We start from the raw sequence: 19,794 nt of genomic DNA, 5'->3' as shown, positions 1-19,794 counted from the left end.
ATATTCACTCGCGAATCCTGTGCGATGAAGCGAGTTTCACTTTCTTCGCACGTATCCCACGACTGAAGCCACGGGTACTACGCGATGAAGAATAAAAATACTCTAATAACACCGGTCTTATGCCGGCCGGTGCGCAGTCTGTAACCGCTGAGCACATGCAGGGAGGTCCTATTGTATGCTAATCACAGATTTTCTGGAAAAAAACGCCCGTGAGTATCCCGATGACATAGCGCTTGTGGAACTCAATCCGGAGATTAAGACTCCAAAGCTGACTACATGGAAAGAATTTGAACTGATCCAGCCTCTGAATGAAGTTCCTTTCCGCTCGCAGATCACCTGGAGTGTCTTTGAAGAAAAGGCAAACCGCGTCGCTAACTTTCTCATCGCCCGCGGTATTGTCAAGGGCGACAAGGTCGCGATCCTTCTGATGAACTGCCTGGACTGGCTTCCAATCTATTTCGGCGTCCTCAAGGCCGGAGCTATCGCCGTCCCGCTCAATTTCCGTTATTCCGCAGATGAAATTGAATACTGCGTCAATCTGGCTGAAGCGGACATCCTGGTTTTCGGTCCGGAATTTGTCGGCCGTGTCGAAGAGATCGCGGACAATATCTCCAACCACAGACTTCTGTTATATCTGGGCTCTTCCTGCCCTTCCTTCGCGGAGGATTTCGGCGCGCAGACAGCTAATTATTCCAGTAAGAAACCGAACATCCAGGTTGACGAGGATGATTACGGCGCCATCTATTTTTCCTCAGGAACAACAGGATTTCCCAAGGCGATCCTTCACAAACACAGCGCCATCACCCACGCAGCGGTCATGGAGCAGCGCCATCACGGCCAGCAGAAGGATGATACCTTCCTCTGCATCCCTCCTCTGTACCACACAGGCGCCAAGATGCACTGGTTCGGTTCCCTGGTCTCCGGCGGCAGTGCCGTCCTCCTCAGAGGCACCACACCGGAAATCATTCTTGATACTGTTTCCAAAGAACACTGCACCGTTGTCTGGCTCCTTGTACCCTGGGCCCAGGACATCCTCGACGCGATCGACAACGGCTCTGTCAAACTCGAGGACTATCAGCTTGACCAGTGGCGCCTGATGCATATCGGAGCCCAGCCTGTCCCGCCCTCAATGATCAAGCACTGGATGGATTATTTTCCCAATCATCAGTATGACACAAACTACGGCCTCTCCGAATCCCTCGGACCCGGCTGTGTCCATCTCGGTGTGGAAAATATCCACAAGGTCGGCGCGATCGGAATCCCCGGATACAAGTGGGAATGCAAGATCGTGGACGAAAACAGGAACACCGTCCCTCAGGGAGAGGTTGGTGAGCTTGCTGTCAAAGGCCCCGGCGTCATGATCTGCTACTATAATAATCCAAAGGCGACCGACGAGGTCCTCGACAAGGACCGCTGGCTCTACACCGGCGATATGGCCATGCAGGACGAAGACGGCTTCTACTATCTGGTCGACAGGAAAAAGGACGTGATCATCATGGGCGGTGAAAACATCTATCCCGTCCAGATCGAAGATTTCCTCCACGCCTTTGAACCCGTCAATGATGTCGCTGTCATCGGTCTTCCTGACAAACGTCTGGGAGAGATCGCTGCCGCCATCATCCAGGTCAAAGAGGGCTATACATGCACAGAGGAGCAGATCAACAGATACTGCAGAAAGCTTCCCCGCTATAAACGTCCCCGCAAGATCATCTTTGCGGAAGTTCCCAGGAATCCCACAGGCAAGATTGAAAAGCCCAAGCTCCGGGAAAAATACGGCGCAGCCTTCCTGGTCGCCGCGGAAAATGAAATGAACGCGGAAAGTGAAATGAACAAATAATCGGCTTCGAAAATGATCTGTCCCGGATCTTTCGAAACACGTAATAATAAACAGCACGCCAGCCTCAGTATAAAAGCCGGTGTGCTGTTTATTCTTCATTGCGGTAATACTGTAATACTCATGACTTCAGTCGCTGGATACACGCGCAAAAAGGAAAACCCGGGTTTTTCGCGAAAAGCGCGCGAAAAACGCCTCGAATTTCGTGCCAGCCTGAAAAGTAACGGAAACTCACCTCATGGAATGTCAAATCCTCTCTCCGACAGACGGACAAGCTTTTCCTTATCAGGAAAATAGGAAAAGAAATGTTCCTCCTCAATTGTCTGTTCTCCCTCTGTCACTTTCATGATCAGCTTCATGTAGATTTCCGTAACTTTTCCGCTCTCGTCGATCCTGAATCCCTGCATTTCTGTTGAAGAAAGTTCTCCCCTTATCTTCATTTCCTTTTGCAGTCTGCCCACGCGCAGGCTCAGATCGACCCCGGTCAGACCAGTCATTTCCAGAGCTTCCTTGCAGGTGACCGGCAGTCCCTGCTTTTCATCCGCACACAGGGAAATCAGATTATATGTCTGAATATCCTTATCCGCCACAAACCACACAACTGTCACCTGAGGATAGTTTTTTACCTCATCGACATAGGAGCGCATCTCCATATGGGAGCCTCTGCTTTCCTCCCTTTCACAGGTCTTCTGGAGCATATTCGTCTGCTTTTCCAGCTCCCTAAGCCTCTTCTGTACTTCCTCATTGCCGGATCTGAACTCGGGGATCTGCACGGCCATCCCGTCCTTTGTCTCAGATTCATGGATCAGGATACTGATCCCGGTATCTCCGTCCTTCTCCTTCCGGCAGGAAGTCAGTACACAAAAACACAAGAAGACCACTGAAAAAAACAGCACTATATTTCTTTTCCGGAAACAAATTCCCCGGATATTTTTTTCCTGTATATTATTTTTCCGGGCATTATCTTTCGGGGTATCTTTTGTATATAAACCCGGATCAATATTATTTTTCATACTGTTTCTGTTATAATTCATCATTATTTCAAAAAACCGTGGTAATATTCTATAAACAAATTCAAGACTCGCTCACGAGTCTTGCGCGCGTATACAACGACTGAAGTCACGGGTATTGCGCGATGAAGAATAAACGGGATCCACACATTATTTTCTGACATGTCAAAGTCCCAATAGATTATAACATAGACCATAAAATGTGGTACAATGAAATCCATGTGTAAATTTATATGGTGTAAGTATAAGGTAAAAATTTATAAACGGATAATACATAGATCCATGTATTCATTCATATACGGGTAAAAACATATATGAATAATCTTAGGATTGCAACGCAAATAAATATTAACAGCGAGGAAATCTATGCGTTTAAGAAATATACCGGGTGCGCGCGACGCGATCGCCGCCAGTCCCTGGGTCATACAGAAACCGGAAAAACACTGCGGACACTGGAAATCTGTTTTTGGAAATGAAAAACCTCTTCATCTGGAGATCGGCACCGGCAAAGGCCGCTTTATCATGCAGCTTGCGCAGGAGCATCCTGAGATCAATTATATCGGTATTGAGAAATATTCCAGCGTTCTGCTTCGCTGCCTTGAAAAACAGGAGGAACTGCAGCTGCAGAATCTTATTTTTATCCGCGGAGACGCGGAACTGATCAACACCTTTTTTACGGAGGGGGAGATAGAGAAAATCTATCTCAATTTTTCCGACCCGTGGCCGAAGGAAAGGCACGCCCGGCGGCGCCTCCCTTCCTCAGATTATCTGCGCCGCTATGACAGGATCCTGGCGCAGGGAGGAACGATCGAATTTAAAACGGACAACAGAGGCCTGTTTGATTTTGCTGTGGACGAGACTGCACAGAGCGCCTTTGAGATCGCTCAGATCACTTATGACCTGCACAATGATCCCGTCATGAACATAGGCAACATCATGACAGAATATGAAGAGAAATTTTCCAAAAAAGGAAACAAGATCTGTAAGTATATCCTGCGCCGCAGAGAGGACAAAGAGGACAGAAAGGATAACTCAGGATCTTGATGAGGATATATACGATTTATATGGAGATGATAAAAAGAAAACTGCTCTTTCCGGGAGCAGTAAAATTATTGTGCAGCGGGATCGCCCTTGCGATGACGCTTTCCTTTGCATACACACCCGTGACCGCAATAGCCAAGGTAAAAGACGAAGCGATCTATAATGCGGACGGTCTCGAGGATTATATGGCGGAACGCGAAAAAAGAAAGTCAGAACCCATCCAGACCAACAGCACTGCAGGCTGGCCGGAAGGACCTCGGGTAGGAGCCGCCGGAGCTGTCATCATGGACGCGGACAGCGGGGAGATCCTGTATGGCAAGAACATTTACAAACACCTATACCCAGCCAGTATCACAAAACTCATGACTGCGCTGCTGGCTTATGAAAACCTCGACCTGGCAGACCATATCACTTTCTCTGAAAACGCTGTCTACGGGATCGAGATCGGCAGCTCCAACATAGGCATGGATGTCGGACAATCCATCACCGTCGAAGAGGCCCTGTACGGCCTTCTGATTGCTTCTGCCAATGAAGTCGCTATAGCCCTGGGAGAAAAGGTGTCCGGGTCTGAGAAAGACTTTGCGGACCTTATGAATGAGCGGGCCCGGCAGCTGGGCTGTGAAAACACAAATTTCGTCACCCTCAACGGGCTGCATGACCGCAATCACTACACCTGTGCCTATGATATGGCCCTGATCGCGCGCCAGGTCTATCAGCATACCGATCTCATCCGGTATATGTCCGACTATAATTATCATTTTGTAAAATCCGAAAAGCAGCCTGATGATTTCTGGATCTCAAACACCAACGATTTCCTGACCGGGGAAATGGAATATGACGGTATCGTCGGCGGCAAGACCGGCTATACCGACCAGGCGCGGGAAACTCTGGTCACCTTTGCCGAGAGAGAGGATGTGCACCTGATCTGTGTCATCATGAAGGAGGAACCTCCCTATGAATATTATGACACGATCGACCTGCTGAACTATGCCTTCGATAATTTCACCAAAGTAAATATCAAGGAATCGGAAAGAAAATATACGCTCAGCTCTCCCGATTTTCTCTCCTTCGGGCCCGACATTTTCGGCAAATCCGAACCGGCCTACCGTATTGAAGAAACCTCCTCCCTTATGATCCCGAAAAAAGCCTCTTTTTCGGACCTGGATTCGGAGATCATTCCACTGACCTATGAAACAGCCTCCGGACAGGACAGCGGGACCGCTTCCACCGGGTCGGCTGAGGAACAGGCTGTAGACAAGCCTGATCAACAGACAAAAGAGGAGACAGACAAACAGACAGAGGATCAGACGGATAAAAAGGCAGAAGACAAGGCAGACAAGCAGACTGAAGCTCAGGCCGGTACCCGGACTGACAGCAGTACCGGACTCTCCGGATCCTCTTTACCAGAGATAAACAGAAAGGACGGAAGCAGGCTCCTCGGACAGATCCACTACAGCTATCATGGTTACGATCTGACCACAGCCGATGTCCTCTTCCTTCCTGTTCAAAAAAAGCTGTTTCCCAGAAAAACATCTCTGACTGCGGACAATTCCGGAGAAGGATCCTCTTCAGGCCTGGAATCTTCGAGCCTGGAAAATGCAGGCCTTCTGCAGGAAGAAGGTACCGCAGACAGTGACGGGACAGAGACAGTTAAGCAGGACGAAAGTACAGAAGAGACAAATACTGTAAATGCAATTCAGGAAGAAATCCACGGTATCCGCGCTTTCTTTTTCAATACAGTGCACACGGGCGCCCATGGCTCCATCTATATCAACATCCTGGTCGTCCTGCCCCTCCTGCTCATAGTTTCCTTCTTTTTATGTGTATTCTTCTTTATCAACAGCTATTTTGCCAGACTGAAGAGAATGCGGATGAGAAAAACCCGCCGCACTGTTAAAAAACCTGCGCCCGGAAGTCCATCGAATCGTCCATCAAATCCATCGGGCAGCAGCAGAAACAGACGCGGCAGCAGCACTCCCACTTTCAGGGGAAGACAATAATATAATACGAATAACAGGGATAATGTGAAAAATGCGGAAAATCTGTCAGAAATGATCTACAAGATCATCTCTGACAGGAAAATCCAGACACTAACTATTTGACGCTTACAATCATAATCTGAGATTTGAAATAAAAAGGCAGGATCGGTACAAAACCGGTCCTGCTCTTTTTATAAAAGAATGAAATTATGAAATTCAATAGTGGAAAAGTCTGCCCTTTAAGGGCAATCCCTCCTGTCTATCTGTCAGACAAACTGTGGACTGTGTGATCAGTCAAGTGCCTTGACGATGCAGGAGCAACCCTGGCCGCCGCCGATGCAGAGAGTTGCAAGACCGACCTTGGCTCCTGTCCTCTCCATGTTGTTAAGCAGAGTGACGAAGATACGGCAGCCGGAAGCGCCTACGGGATGTCCGAGGGCGATGGCACCGCCGGTCAGGTTCAGCTTGGAAAGATCAAACTTCAGATCCTTGCCTACTGCTACAGACTGTGCTGCAAATGCCTCATTTGCCTCATAGATATCGATATCATCGATGGTCATGTTGAGTCTCTTGAGAAGCTTGGTGGTGGATTCGACAGGGCCGACACCCATGATGCGGGGATCTACGCCGCCCAGGCAGCCGCCGAGCCACTCAACCTGTGCCTTGACACCGAGCTCTTTAGCCTTCTCTTCGCTCATAACGACAACAGCTGCTGCGCCGTCATTGATACCGGAGGCATTACCTGCTGTTACGAAGCCGCCCGGATTGATGGGGCGAAGGCCGGAGAGGGATTCTGCCGTTGTGCCGGGACGAGGACCTTCATCCTTGTCAAAGATAACAGTTTTCTTCTTCTGCTTGATCTCAACAGGAACGATCTCTTTATCGAACCAGCCGTTCTCCTGAGCCTTAACGGCCTTCTGCTGGCTGTTTGCTGCGAACTCATCGAGCTCTTCACGGGTCAGGCCCCACTCCTCAGCTACATTGTCAGCAGTCTTGATCATGTGATAGTTGTTGAATGCATCCCAAAGAGCATCCTTGATCATGGTATCGACCAGGACACCATTGTTCATACGATAACCATAACGGCCCTTCTCCAGAGCGAAGGGAGCCATGGACATATTCTCTGTACCGCCGGCGATAACGATATCAGCATCGCCTGCCTTGATCATCTCTGCAGCCATGTTGATCGCGTTCAGTCCGGAACCGCAGACAACGTTGATCGTGACAGCAGGGCAGGTCACAGGAAGGCCTGCTTTCAGTGTGCACTGACGAGCTACGTTCTGTCCCTGGGAAGCCTGAATAACACAGCCCATGATGACTTCATCTACCTGATCAGCGGGTACATTTGCGCGCTTCAGAGCTTCCTTGATGACGATAGCACCAAGCTCCGTTGCAGGAACTGTGGAAAGAGCACCGCCCATCTTACCGATCGCAGTACGGCATGCACCCGCAATAACAACTTTCTTAGACATACTTGGTTCCTCCTTTGATGGTTTGTGTACTTTTCATTTGATATCCTGAACGATATACATTTGAAAAAAATGTTATCTGCTTCTAAAGCATTTGCAACATCTGTACTAACTATTCTATGCAAATTTTAACAAAGCCGCAAGCTGTATTTTCCCTGTTTTTGTATATTTTTTGCAACCTATTGGATTGTCAGGGAACACAGAAACAGGTTTTTATATCATTTTTATCAGGAGACAGAATCCGGCCCGTTTTCCTCTTCTTCCTCAGATCCGTCGTCTGTAAATCCACTGTCTGTAACTTCATCCTCTGTAAGATCATTATCTGCAGGGTCTACATCTGTAAAATCGTTATCTGTAAGGCCATTCTCTGTGAGGTCGTCTTCTTTCGGTTCATCGTCGGTCACGCTTCCGCGCACCTTCGCGATCTGGACGACCTTCACACCCTCGTCGAGATTCATCATCTTGACACCGGAAGTGATCCTTCCGATCGGGTTGAAATCACTGGCGCGGAGCTGGATGATGATGCCGGCTGTATTGATCATCATGATCTCGTGTTCATCGGTGACTGCCTTAACGCCGATCAGTTTTCCAGTCCTCTCCGTGACATGATAACACTTGAGTCCCTTGCCGCCGCGGTTCTGCGACCGGAATTCCTCCATGGAAGTCCGCTTGCCCATGCCGTTTTCAGTGGCAAAGAGGAGATAATCCCCCTGTGTGTCGATCTGCATGCCGACTACTTTGTCATCTTTATCCAGATCAATGGCTTTGACACCGGCTGCCGTGCGCCCCATGGCGCGGGCATCCGTCTCATGGAAGCGGATGCACATTCCCTTCGCTGTCACCAGGAAGATATCGTTGTCGGCGTTGGTCTGCTTGACATCGATGAGCTCGTCGTCCTCCCTGAGATTAATGGCGATGATCCCTATATTGCGGATATTGTCAAAGGCGCTCAGGGGAGTCTTTTTGACGATCCCCCTGCGGGTCGCCATGAACAGGTTGTTTTTGTCCTCATTCTCATCCATGATCGGAATGATGGCCGTGACCTTTTCCTCCGGCAGAAGATTGAGGAGGTTTACAATCGCTGTTCCTCTGGACACCCGGCTGGCCTCAGGGATCTTGTAGGCCTTGAGGCGGTAGGCGCGCCCGAGGTTGGTGAAGAACATGATAGTATCATGGGTCCTGGTCATGAGCAGGTCGGCGATATAATCATTGTCCAGAGTCTGCATGCCCTTGATACCGCGGCCGCCCCTGCCCTGCACGCGGAAATTGTCCTCCGTCATGCGCTTGATGTAACCCAGGGATGTCCTGGCAATGACGACATTTTCGTTCTTGATCAGGTCCTCCACCTGGAAGTCCTCCGCATCCGTCTCGATACGGCTGCGGCGTTCGTCCCCGTACTTGTCCGCGATGATATTGATCTCATTTTTGATCACGGCAAGGAGTTTTTTGGGGTCGGCGAGGATCTCTTTGAGCTCTTCGATCCTCTTCAGGAGATCCTGGTGTTCCTTCTCCAGCTTCTCTCTTTCCAGACCTGTCAGAGCTCTCAGGCGCATATCCACAATAGCCTGGGCCTGGACGTCGTCCAGACCAAACCGCTCGGTCAGGCCCGTCTTGGCGGCCTGAACATTGGGGCTCTCCCTGATGATCCTTACGACTTCATCTATATTGTCGAGGGCGATGAGCAGTCCCTGCAGGATATGGTCGCGTTCCTCCGCCTTGTTGAGGTCATATCTTGTCCTGCGGGTGACGACATCCTCCTGGTGGTGGAGGTAATAGGTCAGCATCTCCAGCAGGTTCATGACCTTGGGCTCGTTGTTGACCAGGGCCAGCATGGTGATGCCGAAGGTATCCTGCATCTGGGTGTGCTTGAAGAGCCGGTTCAGGACGATATTGGGATTGGCGTCGTGCCTCAGCTCGATGACGACCCGCATACCTTCCCGGTCGGACTCATCCCTCAGGTCGGTGATGCCCTCGATCTTCTTGTTCTTGACGAGCTCCGCGATCTTCTGGATCAGGTTGGCTTTATTGACCAGATAGGGGAGTTCTGTGACGACGATACGGTGTTTGCCATTGTTCATCGCCTCTATGTCCGTCACGGCGCGGGTGACCACCTTGCCTTTTCCGGTCATATAGGCCTGAACGGCTCCGGAGGTGCCCATGATGATCCCGCCTGTGGGAAAATCAGGCGCCTTGATGATGGGCAGGATCTCGGAGATCTCCGTATCCCTGTCCTCCTCTATTTTGTTGTCTATGATCTTTGTGACGCCCGCCACTACCTCCCGCAGATTGTGGGGAGGAATGTTTGTCGCCATACCGACAGCGATACCGGTCGTGCCGTTTACCAGGAGGTTGGGGAAGCGGCTGGGCAGGACAGAGGGTTCTTTCTCCGTTTCGTCAAAGTTGGGGACAAAAGTCACAGTGTCCTTGCCTATGTCCGCGAGCATCTCCATGGAGATCTTTGCCAGGCGGGCCTCCGTATAACGCATAGCCGCGGCGCCGTCTCCGTCCACACTGCCGAAATTTCCGTGCCCGTCCACAAGGGTATAGCGCATGGACCAGGGCTGCGCCATGTTGACCAGCGACCCGTAGATCGAGGAGTCGCCGTGAGGGTGATACTTACCCATCGTATCGCCGACAATACGCGCGCATTTTCTGTGCGGCTTGTCCGGTCCGTTATTGAGCTCGCTCATCGCATACAGAATACGCCGCTGAACGGGTTTCAAGCCGTCGCGGACATCCGGAAGCGCGCGCTGCGCGATCACGCTCATGGCGTAATCGATATACGAGCTCTCCATTGTCTTTTTCAGGTCTACGTCCTGTACACGGTCAAAAATAGTGTCGTCCATGCTTTTCCTCGCTGTACCTGTATGCCTGCTCTGTCAGGACTCTGATCCGGACCTTCCCGGAAGTCCTGGGCCTTATACATCCAGATTCTTGACAAACCGGGCATTTTTTTCGATAAATTCTCTTCTGGGCTCGACCTTGTCCCCCATCAGGATCGTGAAGGTGAGGTCGATCTCCGATTCTGTCTCTTCATTGAACTGCACCCGCTTGAGCACTCTTCTGGCAGGATCCATCGTTGTCTCCCAGAGCTGCTCCGGATCCATCTCTCCCAGACCCTTGTAGCGCTGAATGCGGTTGCTCTGATCCCTTCCGACCTCGTCCAGGATGCCGGCCAGCTCCTCATCGCTGTAGGCATACCAGACTTTCCTGTTCCTTTCCAGCTTGTAAAGGGGCGGCATGGCCAGATAGACATGCCCCTGCCGGATCAGCTCGGGCATGAACCTGTAGAGGAAGGTCAGCATCAATGTATCGATATGGGCTCCGTCCACGTCGGCATCCGTCATGATGATGATCTTGTCGTAGCGGAGCTTTGTGATGTCAAAATCATTGTGGATCCCCGTCCCGAAGGCCGTGATCATGGCCTTGATCTCCTCATTGGCATAGATGCGGTCCTCCCGGGCCTTTTCCACATTGAGGATCTTGCCTCGCAGAGGCAGGATGGCCTGTGTGGCGCGGCTCCTTGCGGATTTAGCGCTGCCTCCTGCCGAATCTCCCTCGACGAGGAAGATCTCGCAGTTCCTGGGATCCCTGTCGGAGCAGTCCGCGAGCTTTCCGGGAAGGCTCATGGAATCCAGGGCGTTCTTGCGCCTGGACAGATCCCTGGCCTTGCGCGCCGCCTCCCTGGCCCGCTGGGACTGGATGGATTTTTCACAGATGATCTTTGCGATCGACGGATTCTGCTCCAGGAAATAGGTCAGCTGCTCGGAGACTATGCTGTCCGTAGCCCCCCTGGCTTCCGCATTACCCAGCTTCTGCTTGGTCTGTCCCTCGAACTGCGGATCCTCGATCTTGACACTGATGATCGCGGTGATCCCTTCCCGGATATCCTCTCCGGTGAGGTTGGCGTCGCTGTCCTTGAGGATCTTGTTTTTGCGGGCGTACTCGTTAAAGGTCTTTGTCACCGCATTGCGGAAGCCGATCAGGTGCATTCCGCCCTCCGGCGTGTTGATATTGTTGACAAAGCTGTATTCACTGTCTGTATAGGAGTCGTTGTGCTGCATGGCGACTTCCACATAGACATTATTTTTGGTCCCCTCAAAATACATGACCGTGTCATAGAGAGGCTTTTTGCTGTGGTTGAGATAGGTGACGAATTCCCGGATCCCTCCCTCGTAGCAGAAGGATTGGTCCACGGGGGTGTGGTCTCCGTCTTCTCTGGTGTCGCAGAGATTGATCCTCAGTCCCCTGGTCAGAAAAGCCATCTCCCGCATCCTCTGGCGGAGAACGTCATAATCAAAGACGGTCGTCTCCTTAAAGATCTGAGGGTCCGGCAGGAAGGAGATCCTGGTCCCCGTCTCCTCGAGAGGGCATTCTCCGATCTCTTCCAGCGGCGTCACGGTTTTTCCCCTGGAAAAACGCTCGTGGTAGACCCTGCCTCCCTGGCGGATCTCCACATCCAGCCACACGGACAGGGCATTGACGACAGACGCGCCCACGCCATGAAGTCCGCCGGAGACCTTATATCCGCCTCCGCCGAACTTTCCTCCCGCATGCAGCTCTGTAAAGACCAGGTCTACCGCGTTTCTTCCTGTTTTGTGATTGATACCGACGGGGATGCCGCGCCCGTTATCCGTTACCGTGATCGAATTGTCCGGCTGGATAACCACAGTGATTTCTGTACAGAAACCTGCCAGCGCCTCATCCACGGCATTGTCCACGATCTCGTAGACCAGATGGTGGAGTCCCCTGGATGCCGTCGTCCCGATATACATGCCGGGACGCTTGCGGACAGCCTCAAGGCCCTCAAGGACCTGGATATCATCCGGCGTATATTCCCCTACCTCCGTCGTATCCTTGACATTGTCATCAGGATATTCTTCATCGATCATATCTGTTTCCATGACGTCCTGATTCTGTTCTGCTGATGCTGTCATTTTTTCTTTTTCCGACATAAATCCCTCGTAAACAGATGTTTATCGTTACTGGCCAGCGTGTGACCGGAAACAGTTATTCTGACCGGACCGCAATGTCATTCTCCAGTCCGGTCATATCCGGTTCCTGTTTTTTTGTACACATTCCGTTTTCGACCCTGTAGACCTGATCGATCCTGAACCGGTTATTGACAAATTCATCCAGGCCCGTACAGGTGATAAAGGTCTGGATCCCCCCTATCGTATTGAGGAGATAATTCTGACGCCCGCTGTCAAGCTCGGATAAAACATCGTCCATCATGAGTACAGGGCGGTGGCCGATCATTTTTTTTACCAGATCGATCTCGGAGAGCTTTAAGGAGAGGGCGCAGGTCCTCTGCTGCCCCTGTGAACCATATCTGCGCAGGTCGATCTCACCGTCCATAAAGGAAAAATCATCCCTGTGCGGACCTGTAGAGGTCGTCTTCATGTGGATATCTCTCTCCCGCGAAAAGCGGAGCCTTTCCTCCAGGTCTTCCGCGGCCGTATTGGGTTCATACAAAAGAGACAGATGCTCCCTTCCTCCCGACAGTTTCCCGTGGATCTCCCCGACGATCCCGTTCAGATCCAGGATGAACCGGCGGCGGCTCTCTATGATTTTACTCCCGAAATTGACGAGCTGGGCATCCCACACATCCAATGTCTCCTTCAGGTCCGGAAACATATAGATATCGCGCAGCAGCCTGTTTCTGTTTTCAACTGTTTTATTGTACTGATTCAGATTATGCAGATAGGACGCATCCAGCTGACACAGTTCCATGTCCATAAACCTTCTGCGCTCCGCAGGACCGTTTTTGACGATTCCAAGATCCTCCGGCGAAAAAAATACGATGTGAAGGATCCCGATCAGCTCGGAGGCCTTTTTGATCCTCTGCCCGTTGATTGCGATCCCCTTGGACTTGTTTTTTCGCAGATGCATGTCGATGCGGTAATCGATTCCGCCCTTCATGATCAGGCTCCGGATATGGGATTCCTCCCTTCCGAACCGGATCATGTCCCTGTCGCGGACGCCGCGGTGGGATTTTGTGGTGGATAACATATAGAGCGATTCCAGAATATTGGTCTTTCCCTGCGCGTTCTCCCCGTACAGGATATTTGTTCCCTGAGAAAACTCCATGTGCAGGGAAGCAATATTTCTGAAATCTGCCAGTTCCAGGCTGCTGATATACATAAAAGCTTCTTTCAAACACTTTCGGAAGGGGTCCTGACGACAAAGGTACCGGTCTTTGTCTCCACTTTGTCCCCATCACGGAGCTTCCTGCCCCGCCTTGTCTCCTGTTCGCCGTTCACCATCACTTCGCCTGAAGTGACCATGATCTTTGCCTCGATCCCTGTCTGTGCTATGCCGGCGAGCTTCAGAGCCTGCCCGAGCCTGATAAATTCATCGTGTATACGTACTTCTTTTTCCATTTTTCAACAGATCCTTGTTCTTTGACAGATCCTTGATCAAATCTTTGACCGGACCACTGATCAGTTCATCGTTCCACCCTGATCTTTACAACAGAAGCAGGAGGAACATTCCGGTTTTTTCATGGAGTGACCAGGATAGATCAGTCAATAGTGATAAAGTTTACCGGAAGGATCAGATAGCAGTACATGTCCTGCTCATCCCTGATAAAGCAGGGAGCCTTGGGGCTGACCAGGTACATTGTGACCTCTTCTTCATCGACCGCCCGGAGGGCATCGATGAGGAACCGGGGATTAAAGCCGATATTCAGGTCCTCCCCCTCCTTGCGGATGGCGATCTTTTCATCCATGCTGCCAAGGGTCGTATTGATCCGCAGCTCCATTTCATCATCCCTGATCATGATGATGACCGGTTTTTTATCCTCTTCCTTGACGAGGAGCGTGGCCCTGTCCAGACAATCCAGGAAATCTCTTCTCCTGCAGATGACCCTTGTCTTGTAATTGCTGGAGAGCATCTTGTCGACCTTGTAATATTCCCCCTCGATCAGGCGAGAGACCACGATCGTGTCATCAAATTCAAAAAGAGCATGCTTATCCGTAAAAAAGATATCCACATTCTTTTCGGTATCGCCGCTCAGGATCCTGCTGATCTCCTGAAGAGTCTTGCCGGGAAGAATGGATTTCCGGTCATCATAGGGCTCCTTCATCTGCGCCCTGCGTGTGGCGATCCTGTGTCCGTCAAGAGCCACCATGCGGATATGGTGGTCGATGATCTCCATCAGTTCGCCGGTCATCATGCCGTTGCTCTCATTTCCGGAAATGGAAAAGATCGTCTTTGTGATCATGTCGCGGAGCGTAAACTGGGAGAGACGGATCCCGTAGGTGCGGTCAATTTCCGGAAGGAAAGGAAAATCATTTCCTTCTCTTCCCAGAATAACGAATTTGGAGTTCTCGCATTTGATCGTGACCCTTTCTCCGGCTGTCCCGATCTCCACGTCATTGTCGGGAAGCTTCCTGATGATGTTTGAAAAGATCTGCGCATCGACCGCGATCATTCCCCTCTCCAGTATGATTCCCTGCGCCACTGTCTGGATCCCGAGCTCCATATCATTGGCGATCAGGCAGATCTCCATTCCCGATGCGTTGATCATGATACACTGCATGATCGACATCGTGGTCTTGCCTGGTATGGCCCTGGAAACGATCTGTATGGATTTGAGCAGGTTCTCTTTTGAAATTCTGATTTTCATGAGATATTTTTGTACCCTTAAATATTATTGTCTATTATTTTTGATTAATATTCCTGTTTGACATTCTTGTTTAATATTTCTGCGTTCCGGATGTTCCTGATCATCGTCAGCCTGTCTGTCATGATCGGCGTGCATGTGCATAAAAGAAAAAAACAGGGTGCGCGCTTTAAAAAGTGTTAAATCGTATTCTTACATAATAGGCGATGTGAAAATGTGTATAACCTACAATATTATACCTTTTTATGCCGTAAAATACAATCTGGCATTGCCGAAATCAGGGTGGACAGGAGTGTGGAAATCGAAAAAGATATCCACATCCGCCATTTGTCAGGCAGGACAGTCAGGGAGTTATGTTGAGCTTTTTGAGGATGATTTCCACATTTCCACGAAGTTCACTATTCGTCTCGATCTCTTTTTTGATCTTTTCGACGCCGTGTATGACTGTAGAGTGATCTCTCTTGCCCAGAAGATACGCGACCTGTTCAAGGGTGGCATCTGTATATTCTCTACAGATGTACATGATCACGTGACGGGGGACCACGACGGCGGCATTCTTTTTTCTGGAAAGGATATTGCTGCTCCTCACATCGTAGTGCTCACAGACCACACGCATGATCATCTCCGGCGTGATGATATTCTGTTTGTCCGGATCGATGATATCCTTGAGGGCCTCTCTGGCTATGGTCAGGCTGGGTTCTGAATTCCTGAGTCTGGAATAAGCCATGATCTTGAGGATGGCCCCCTCAAGTTCACGGATGTTGGACTTGATATTGGCAGCTATATACTGAAGGATCTCGTCATCAAAATGCTTTCCTGTCGCCTCCGCGTTTTTTTTCAGGATCGCCATGCGGGTCTCATAATCCGGGGGCTGGATATCCGCGATCAGGCCCCATTCAAAACGGGAGCGGAAGCGCTCATCGAGGGTCACCATCTCCTTGGGCGGACGGTCAGAGGAAAGAACGATCTGTTTTCCTGCCTGGTGGAGCTCGTTAAATGTGTGGAAAAACTCCTCCTGAGTGGATTCTTTTCCTATTATAAATTGGATATCGTCGATGAGCAGGACATCCACAGTCCTGTACTTGTCGCGGAGTCTTGCCATGGACGTGGCATTACCGCTTCTGATGGATTCGATCACTTCATTGGTGAACTGCTCGCTGGTGACATAGAGGACACGCATGGAGGAATTCATCTCCAGGATATAGTGGCCGATCGAATGCATAAGGTGCGTTTTTCCCATTCCGGCTCCGCCGTAGAGAAACAGGGGATTATAGGTATTTCCCGGAGATTCCGCCACCGCGACACAGGCAGAATGGGCAAAATTGTTGTTGCTGCCGACGATAAAGGTGTCAAAGCGGTACTTGGGATTGAGATTCGCGTTTTCAATCTGCTGAGTGGTGATGACCGGAGCCGGGGCCTGTTCAGGTTCCGGTTCCTGACCTTCCTGATCCCGGAGCAGAAACTCGACATCATAGGCTTCATCGAGCATTTCCGTTATCGTGATCTGGAAAAAAACCTTAAAATTATTGACAATATAATCAAGCATGATCGGCTTATCAGAGGGAATGCGTATATAGACGACATTGTCCCGGATATCCGCGATCTCCAGATTTTTGATCCAGGTTGTATAGGAAATATTAGACAGACCGTATTCATTGTGGATATGTTCTTTGATCCACAGCCATCTTTGTCTGATTATTTCTTCGTTCATAAATTCCTCCGGCAGTAAAAAAAGACCTGAATAAAGGCGGGGACAGATCAGGCGGGAAAACATATCGTTTCCGTTCAGAGAGTGAACGGAAACGATAGAACAGTTATCAATATATAATAAAAATGTGGAAACTTCAAACGAGGCAGGTTTTCCACATTTTGTGGATAACAATGTTAATAACTATATTTACACAAAGGAAAACTCATTTTCACAAAGTTTTAAACAAGACTTATACACATTAAAAACCCTTGTGAATTGGCGTATTTGACAAGAAATTGAGAAAGAATTGATAACTTATCCACAAGTTATGCACAATTTGTGGATAAGTGAAAATGAGAATAACCTGATTTTGTGGAAATGTGGATAACTTTTTATATACAACATTTTGCTAAAAAAAATTTTTATATTCCATATCTGGTGTCGAATAAATATTCGAATTTTTCAGGCATATGTATGTTATCCACATTTTTGTGTGGATAACATGTGGATAAGTGGAAAAAAATATTTGTTGACTCTGGATAAACTCTCCTATATAATAGCAATGTTAGTGTCTCTACAGGGGAAACTATGCCCGAAACAGCAACCGTATCCGTATCGACGCCTCAGAGGCAGTTTTTGGAAAGTGCCGGAGCAGCCGTCACAGATTTTCCGGATACAGAAAGGATATGCGACTATTCGGAGTTTTCCCGCCGCGGCCGCACGCGGCAGTGATGGATCGCAAGCAGGGGACTTTCATTCAGGATCCCGGACAGGTCCTCAGGATCTGTTATCTACCTGATCATCGCAGGTCCCCGGTCAACTCAATATTTTAGGAATAAGGAGGAAATATAAATGGCAAAGATGACATTCCAGCCCAAGAAAAGACAGCGCGCTAAAGTACACGGCTTCCTGTCCAGAATGAGCACCAAGGGCGGCAGAAAGGTCCTTTCTGCACGCAGGCGCAAAGGCAGAAAACAGATCGCGGTCTGATCCGGTGTATCCGTTTCCTGGACGTTAGAGTACGTTAGAGTCATGCTGGTTCCAGCATGACTCTTTTGCGCAAAGTTAACAGTTCCTGAAATCTTATTTGAAAGTCTCAGACCATAAAATGGAATCTCTGAAAAAAAACACAGATTTTAAAAAATGCTATTCGGAAGGAAGATCCTTTGTGAACAGGTACCTGGTCATTTATGTGTGCGGCAATGAACTGGGAAAAAACAGGATCGGGATTTCCGTCAGCAAGAAGGTGGGGAACAGCGTCGTCCGCCACCGGACCACCCGTTTGATCAGGGAGGTCTGCCGGCTGCACGGACACAAGTTTAGTACAGGAAATGACATTGTATTCATCGCCCGTGTCCGGGCAAAAGGAATCAAATACTCCGAGATGGAAGGTTCGCTTTTGCAGCTGGCAAAAAAAGCCGGCATCATGGAAAACAGACTCTGATTTAGAAAAATGATAAAAAAAGCAATGATTAAATCAATCAGGATGTATCAGAAGTATCTGTCTCCCCTGAAACATACAAGGTGTCCGTATATCCCTACCTGCTCTCAGTACGGGCTGGAGGCGATAGAAAAATACGGTCCTGTGAAAGGGGGAGCTCTCGCTGCCTGGAGGATCATGAGATGCAACCCTTTTTCCAGCGGGGGATATGATCCGGTCCCGTAATTTCTTATTGACCGGATTTACGGATTGACTGGATTTCTGTATGGACTGATTTCTGGTTGACTGGATTTCTGATCAACAGGATTTCTGATCAACTAAATTCCTGATTGACTATAAGGAGGATTTCATTGGCTCCCATACTATTGACAAAAAGCACGACATTCATCATCGGTCCGGTCGCTGAACTGATCGGCTACATCATGAACGGAATTTTTTATATTCTGGGAAGGATCGGACTGCCGAATATCGGGCTTGCCATCATTATCATGACGATTCTGATCTACATGTGCATGCTTCCTCTGACGATCCGTCAGCAGAAGTTTTCCAAACTTCAGAGGAAAATGCAGCCTGAGATCAACAAGATTCAAAAAAAATATAAAGGAAGAACGGACAATGCTTCTGTTGCGGCGCAGCAGGAAGAAATCAAGCAGGTCTATGAAAAATATGGAGTTTCCGCGACCGGCAGCTGCGTGCAGCTTCTGATCCAGATGCCTATTCTGCTGGCCCTGTACCGTGTTTTCTATAATGTTCCCGCTTATCTTCCCCTGGTCAAGGATGCCTTCTTCCCTCTGGTGGACAATCTGTACAAGCTTGATCCCGCAGGAAAGATCCTGATCGAACAGGATGCGGAGGGAAAATACATTTTTTCCGGCATCTCCATGTTTGCAAAGAGGTTTACAAACCAGGCTTTCACAGACGGGGATGTAACTTATATTAAGAATACATTCATTGATGTCCTTAATAAATTCCAGACTGCCGACTGGACAAAGCTGGGGGAGAAGGTTTCTTCCCTGAGTGAAGATATCACAGCTACGGCTACCAGGCTCAACCAGTACAATAACTTTCTGGGAATCAACATCGCGGAGTCTCCCTCCACGATCATGTCGAGGGGCGGGATCATGATCGTCATCGCCCTGATCATTCCGTTTCTGGCTGCTTTTACCCAGTGGCTCAATGTCAAGCTGATGCCCCAGGCCACTACGGATTCCAATGACCAGACTGCTTCAACCATGAAGACCATGAACATCATGATGCCTGCGATGTCAGCGGTTTTCTGTTTTTCCCTTCCCAGCGGTATGGGACTGTACTGGATCATCGGTGCTGTCGTCCGTATCGTCCAGCAGATTTTCATCAATAAGCACATCGATAAGATGAATATCGATGAGATGATCGAAAAGAATGCGGAGAAGGCAAAAGCCAAGGCAGAAAAGAGAAGAGAAAAGGCACAGGAAGCTTCCGAAGCCTCCGGTTCTTCAAGGTCTGACGCAGGTGCGACCAGGAGGGTTGGAAGCAACAGAAACAACCGCCTGATCACAAAGCTCAGCCCGGCTGAGGAAAGCAGGATTGAAGAAATGAATCAGTCCAGGAAGGGAAGAAAATATAAAAAGGATTCCCTTTCCTATAATGCTGACATGGTCAGAAGATTCAATGAGGGAGACAGTCAGGATTCATAATAGACAATGTACGAGAGTGCAGAGAGG

15 protein-coding genes are annotated in these 19,794 nt (G+C 49.4%); 7 read left to right on the top strand and 8 right to left on the bottom strand.

Features of this window, described 5'->3' with window-relative positions; genetic code table 11:
* Positions 1-175 precede the first annotated feature (175 nt).
* Positions 176-1,837 (top strand): class I adenylate-forming enzyme family protein, encoded by a 1,662-nt coding sequence (locus BLT02_RS10990; RefSeq protein ID WP_092995147.1) that lies wholly within the window; start codon positions 176-178, stop codon positions 1,835-1,837.
* 233 nt (positions 1,838-2,070) lie between these two features.
* Here the strand turns inward: BLT02_RS10990 and BLT02_RS10985 are convergent, their stop codons facing one another.
* Positions 2,071-2,706 carry a hypothetical protein gene (locus tag BLT02_RS10985; protein ID WP_175453793.1) on the bottom strand — a complete coding sequence of 212 codons (636 nt, stop codon included), beginning with the start codon at positions 2,704-2,706 and terminating at the stop codon, positions 2,071-2,073.
* A 504-nt stretch (positions 2,707-3,210) separates the two neighbouring features.
* Here BLT02_RS10985 and trmB point away from each other — a divergent pair.
* Positions 3,211-3,888, top strand: coding sequence for a tRNA (guanosine(46)-N7)-methyltransferase TrmB (trmB, locus tag BLT02_RS10980; protein WP_092995142.1), 678 nt, complete (start codon positions 3,211-3,213; stop codon positions 3,886-3,888).
* 20 nt (positions 3,889-3,908) lie between these two features.
* Positions 3,909-5,885 carry a D-alanyl-D-alanine carboxypeptidase family protein gene (locus tag BLT02_RS10975; RefSeq protein ID WP_175453792.1) on the top strand — a complete coding sequence of 659 codons (1,977 nt, stop codon included), beginning with the start codon at positions 3,909-3,911 and terminating at the stop codon, positions 5,883-5,885.
* Positions 5,886-6,154: 269 nt separating this feature from the next.
* Here the strand turns inward: BLT02_RS10975 and BLT02_RS10970 are convergent, their stop codons facing one another.
* The 7 genes from BLT02_RS10970 to dnaA all read right to left on the bottom strand — a co-directional run bounded on the left by BLT02_RS10970 (position 6,155) and on the right by dnaA (position 16,671).
* Positions 6,155-7,336: a thiolase family protein gene (locus BLT02_RS10970; protein WP_092995136.1), complete on the bottom strand. Its 1,182-nt coding sequence runs from the start codon at positions 7,334-7,336 to the stop codon at positions 6,155-6,157.
* Positions 7,337-7,560: 224 nt separating this feature from the next.
* Positions 7,561-10,179 (bottom strand): DNA gyrase subunit A, encoded by a 2,619-nt coding sequence (gene gyrA, locus BLT02_RS10965; RefSeq protein WP_092995133.1) that lies wholly within the window; start codon positions 10,177-10,179, stop codon positions 7,561-7,563.
* Between the two features lie 72 nt (positions 10,180-10,251).
* Positions 10,252-12,270: a DNA topoisomerase (ATP-hydrolyzing) subunit B gene (gyrB, locus tag BLT02_RS10960; protein WP_242869782.1), complete on the bottom strand. Its 2,019-nt coding sequence runs from the start codon at positions 12,268-12,270 to the stop codon at positions 10,252-10,254.
* A gap of 73 nt (positions 12,271-12,343) precedes the next feature.
* The gene (recF, locus tag BLT02_RS10955) at positions 12,344-13,477 is read right to left on the bottom strand and encodes a DNA replication/repair protein RecF (RefSeq protein WP_092995130.1); all 1,134 of its coding nucleotides are present in this window, start codon (positions 13,475-13,477) and stop codon (positions 12,344-12,346) included.
* An 11-nt stretch (positions 13,478-13,488) separates the two neighbouring features.
* Entirely contained in the window at positions 13,489-13,716 is a 228-nt protein-coding gene (locus BLT02_RS10950; RefSeq protein WP_092995127.1) for an RNA-binding S4 domain-containing protein, read from the bottom strand.
* Between the two features lie 140 nt (positions 13,717-13,856).
* Positions 13,857-14,963: a DNA polymerase III subunit beta gene (gene dnaN / locus BLT02_RS10945; protein WP_092995124.1), complete on the bottom strand. Its 1,107-nt coding sequence runs from the start codon at positions 14,961-14,963 to the stop codon at positions 13,857-13,859.
* Between the two features lie 340 nt (positions 14,964-15,303).
* A complete protein-coding gene (gene dnaA / locus BLT02_RS10940; protein WP_092995232.1) occupies positions 15,304-16,671 on the bottom strand; it encodes a chromosomal replication initiator protein DnaA in 1,368 nt (455 codons plus the stop codon).
* A gap of 831 nt (positions 16,672-17,502) precedes the next feature.
* On the opposite strand from dnaA, the gene rpmH reads away from it, so the two are divergent.
* The 4 genes from rpmH to BLT02_RS10920 all read left to right on the top strand — a co-directional run bounded on the left by rpmH (position 17,503) and on the right by BLT02_RS10920 (position 19,767).
* Positions 17,503-17,640 (top strand): 50S ribosomal protein L34, encoded by a 138-nt coding sequence (gene rpmH, locus BLT02_RS10935; RefSeq protein ID WP_092995121.1) that lies wholly within the window; start codon positions 17,503-17,505, stop codon positions 17,638-17,640.
* A 118-nt stretch (positions 17,641-17,758) separates the two neighbouring features.
* Positions 17,759-18,094: a ribonuclease P protein component gene (rnpA, locus tag BLT02_RS10930; RefSeq protein ID WP_092995118.1), complete on the top strand. Its 336-nt coding sequence runs from the start codon at positions 17,759-17,761 to the stop codon at positions 18,092-18,094.
* A 9-nt stretch (positions 18,095-18,103) separates the two neighbouring features.
* Positions 18,104-18,316 (top strand): membrane protein insertion efficiency factor YidD, encoded by a 213-nt coding sequence (gene yidD, locus BLT02_RS10925; protein ID WP_175453790.1) that lies wholly within the window; start codon positions 18,104-18,106, stop codon positions 18,314-18,316.
* A gap of 125 nt (positions 18,317-18,441) precedes the next feature.
* A complete protein-coding gene (locus tag BLT02_RS10920; protein WP_092995115.1) occupies positions 18,442-19,767 on the top strand; it encodes a YidC/Oxa1 family membrane protein insertase in 1,326 nt (441 codons plus the stop codon).
* Positions 19,768-19,794: the final 27 nt, after the last annotated feature.

The organism is Sarcina sp. DSM 11001 (genome assembly GCF_900101015.1).
Lineage (GTDB): Bacteria > Bacillota > Clostridia > Lachnospirales > Lachnospiraceae > CAG-791.
Note: the sequence above shows the minus strand (reverse complement) of the source record. Positions and strands in the feature narration are given on the sequence as shown.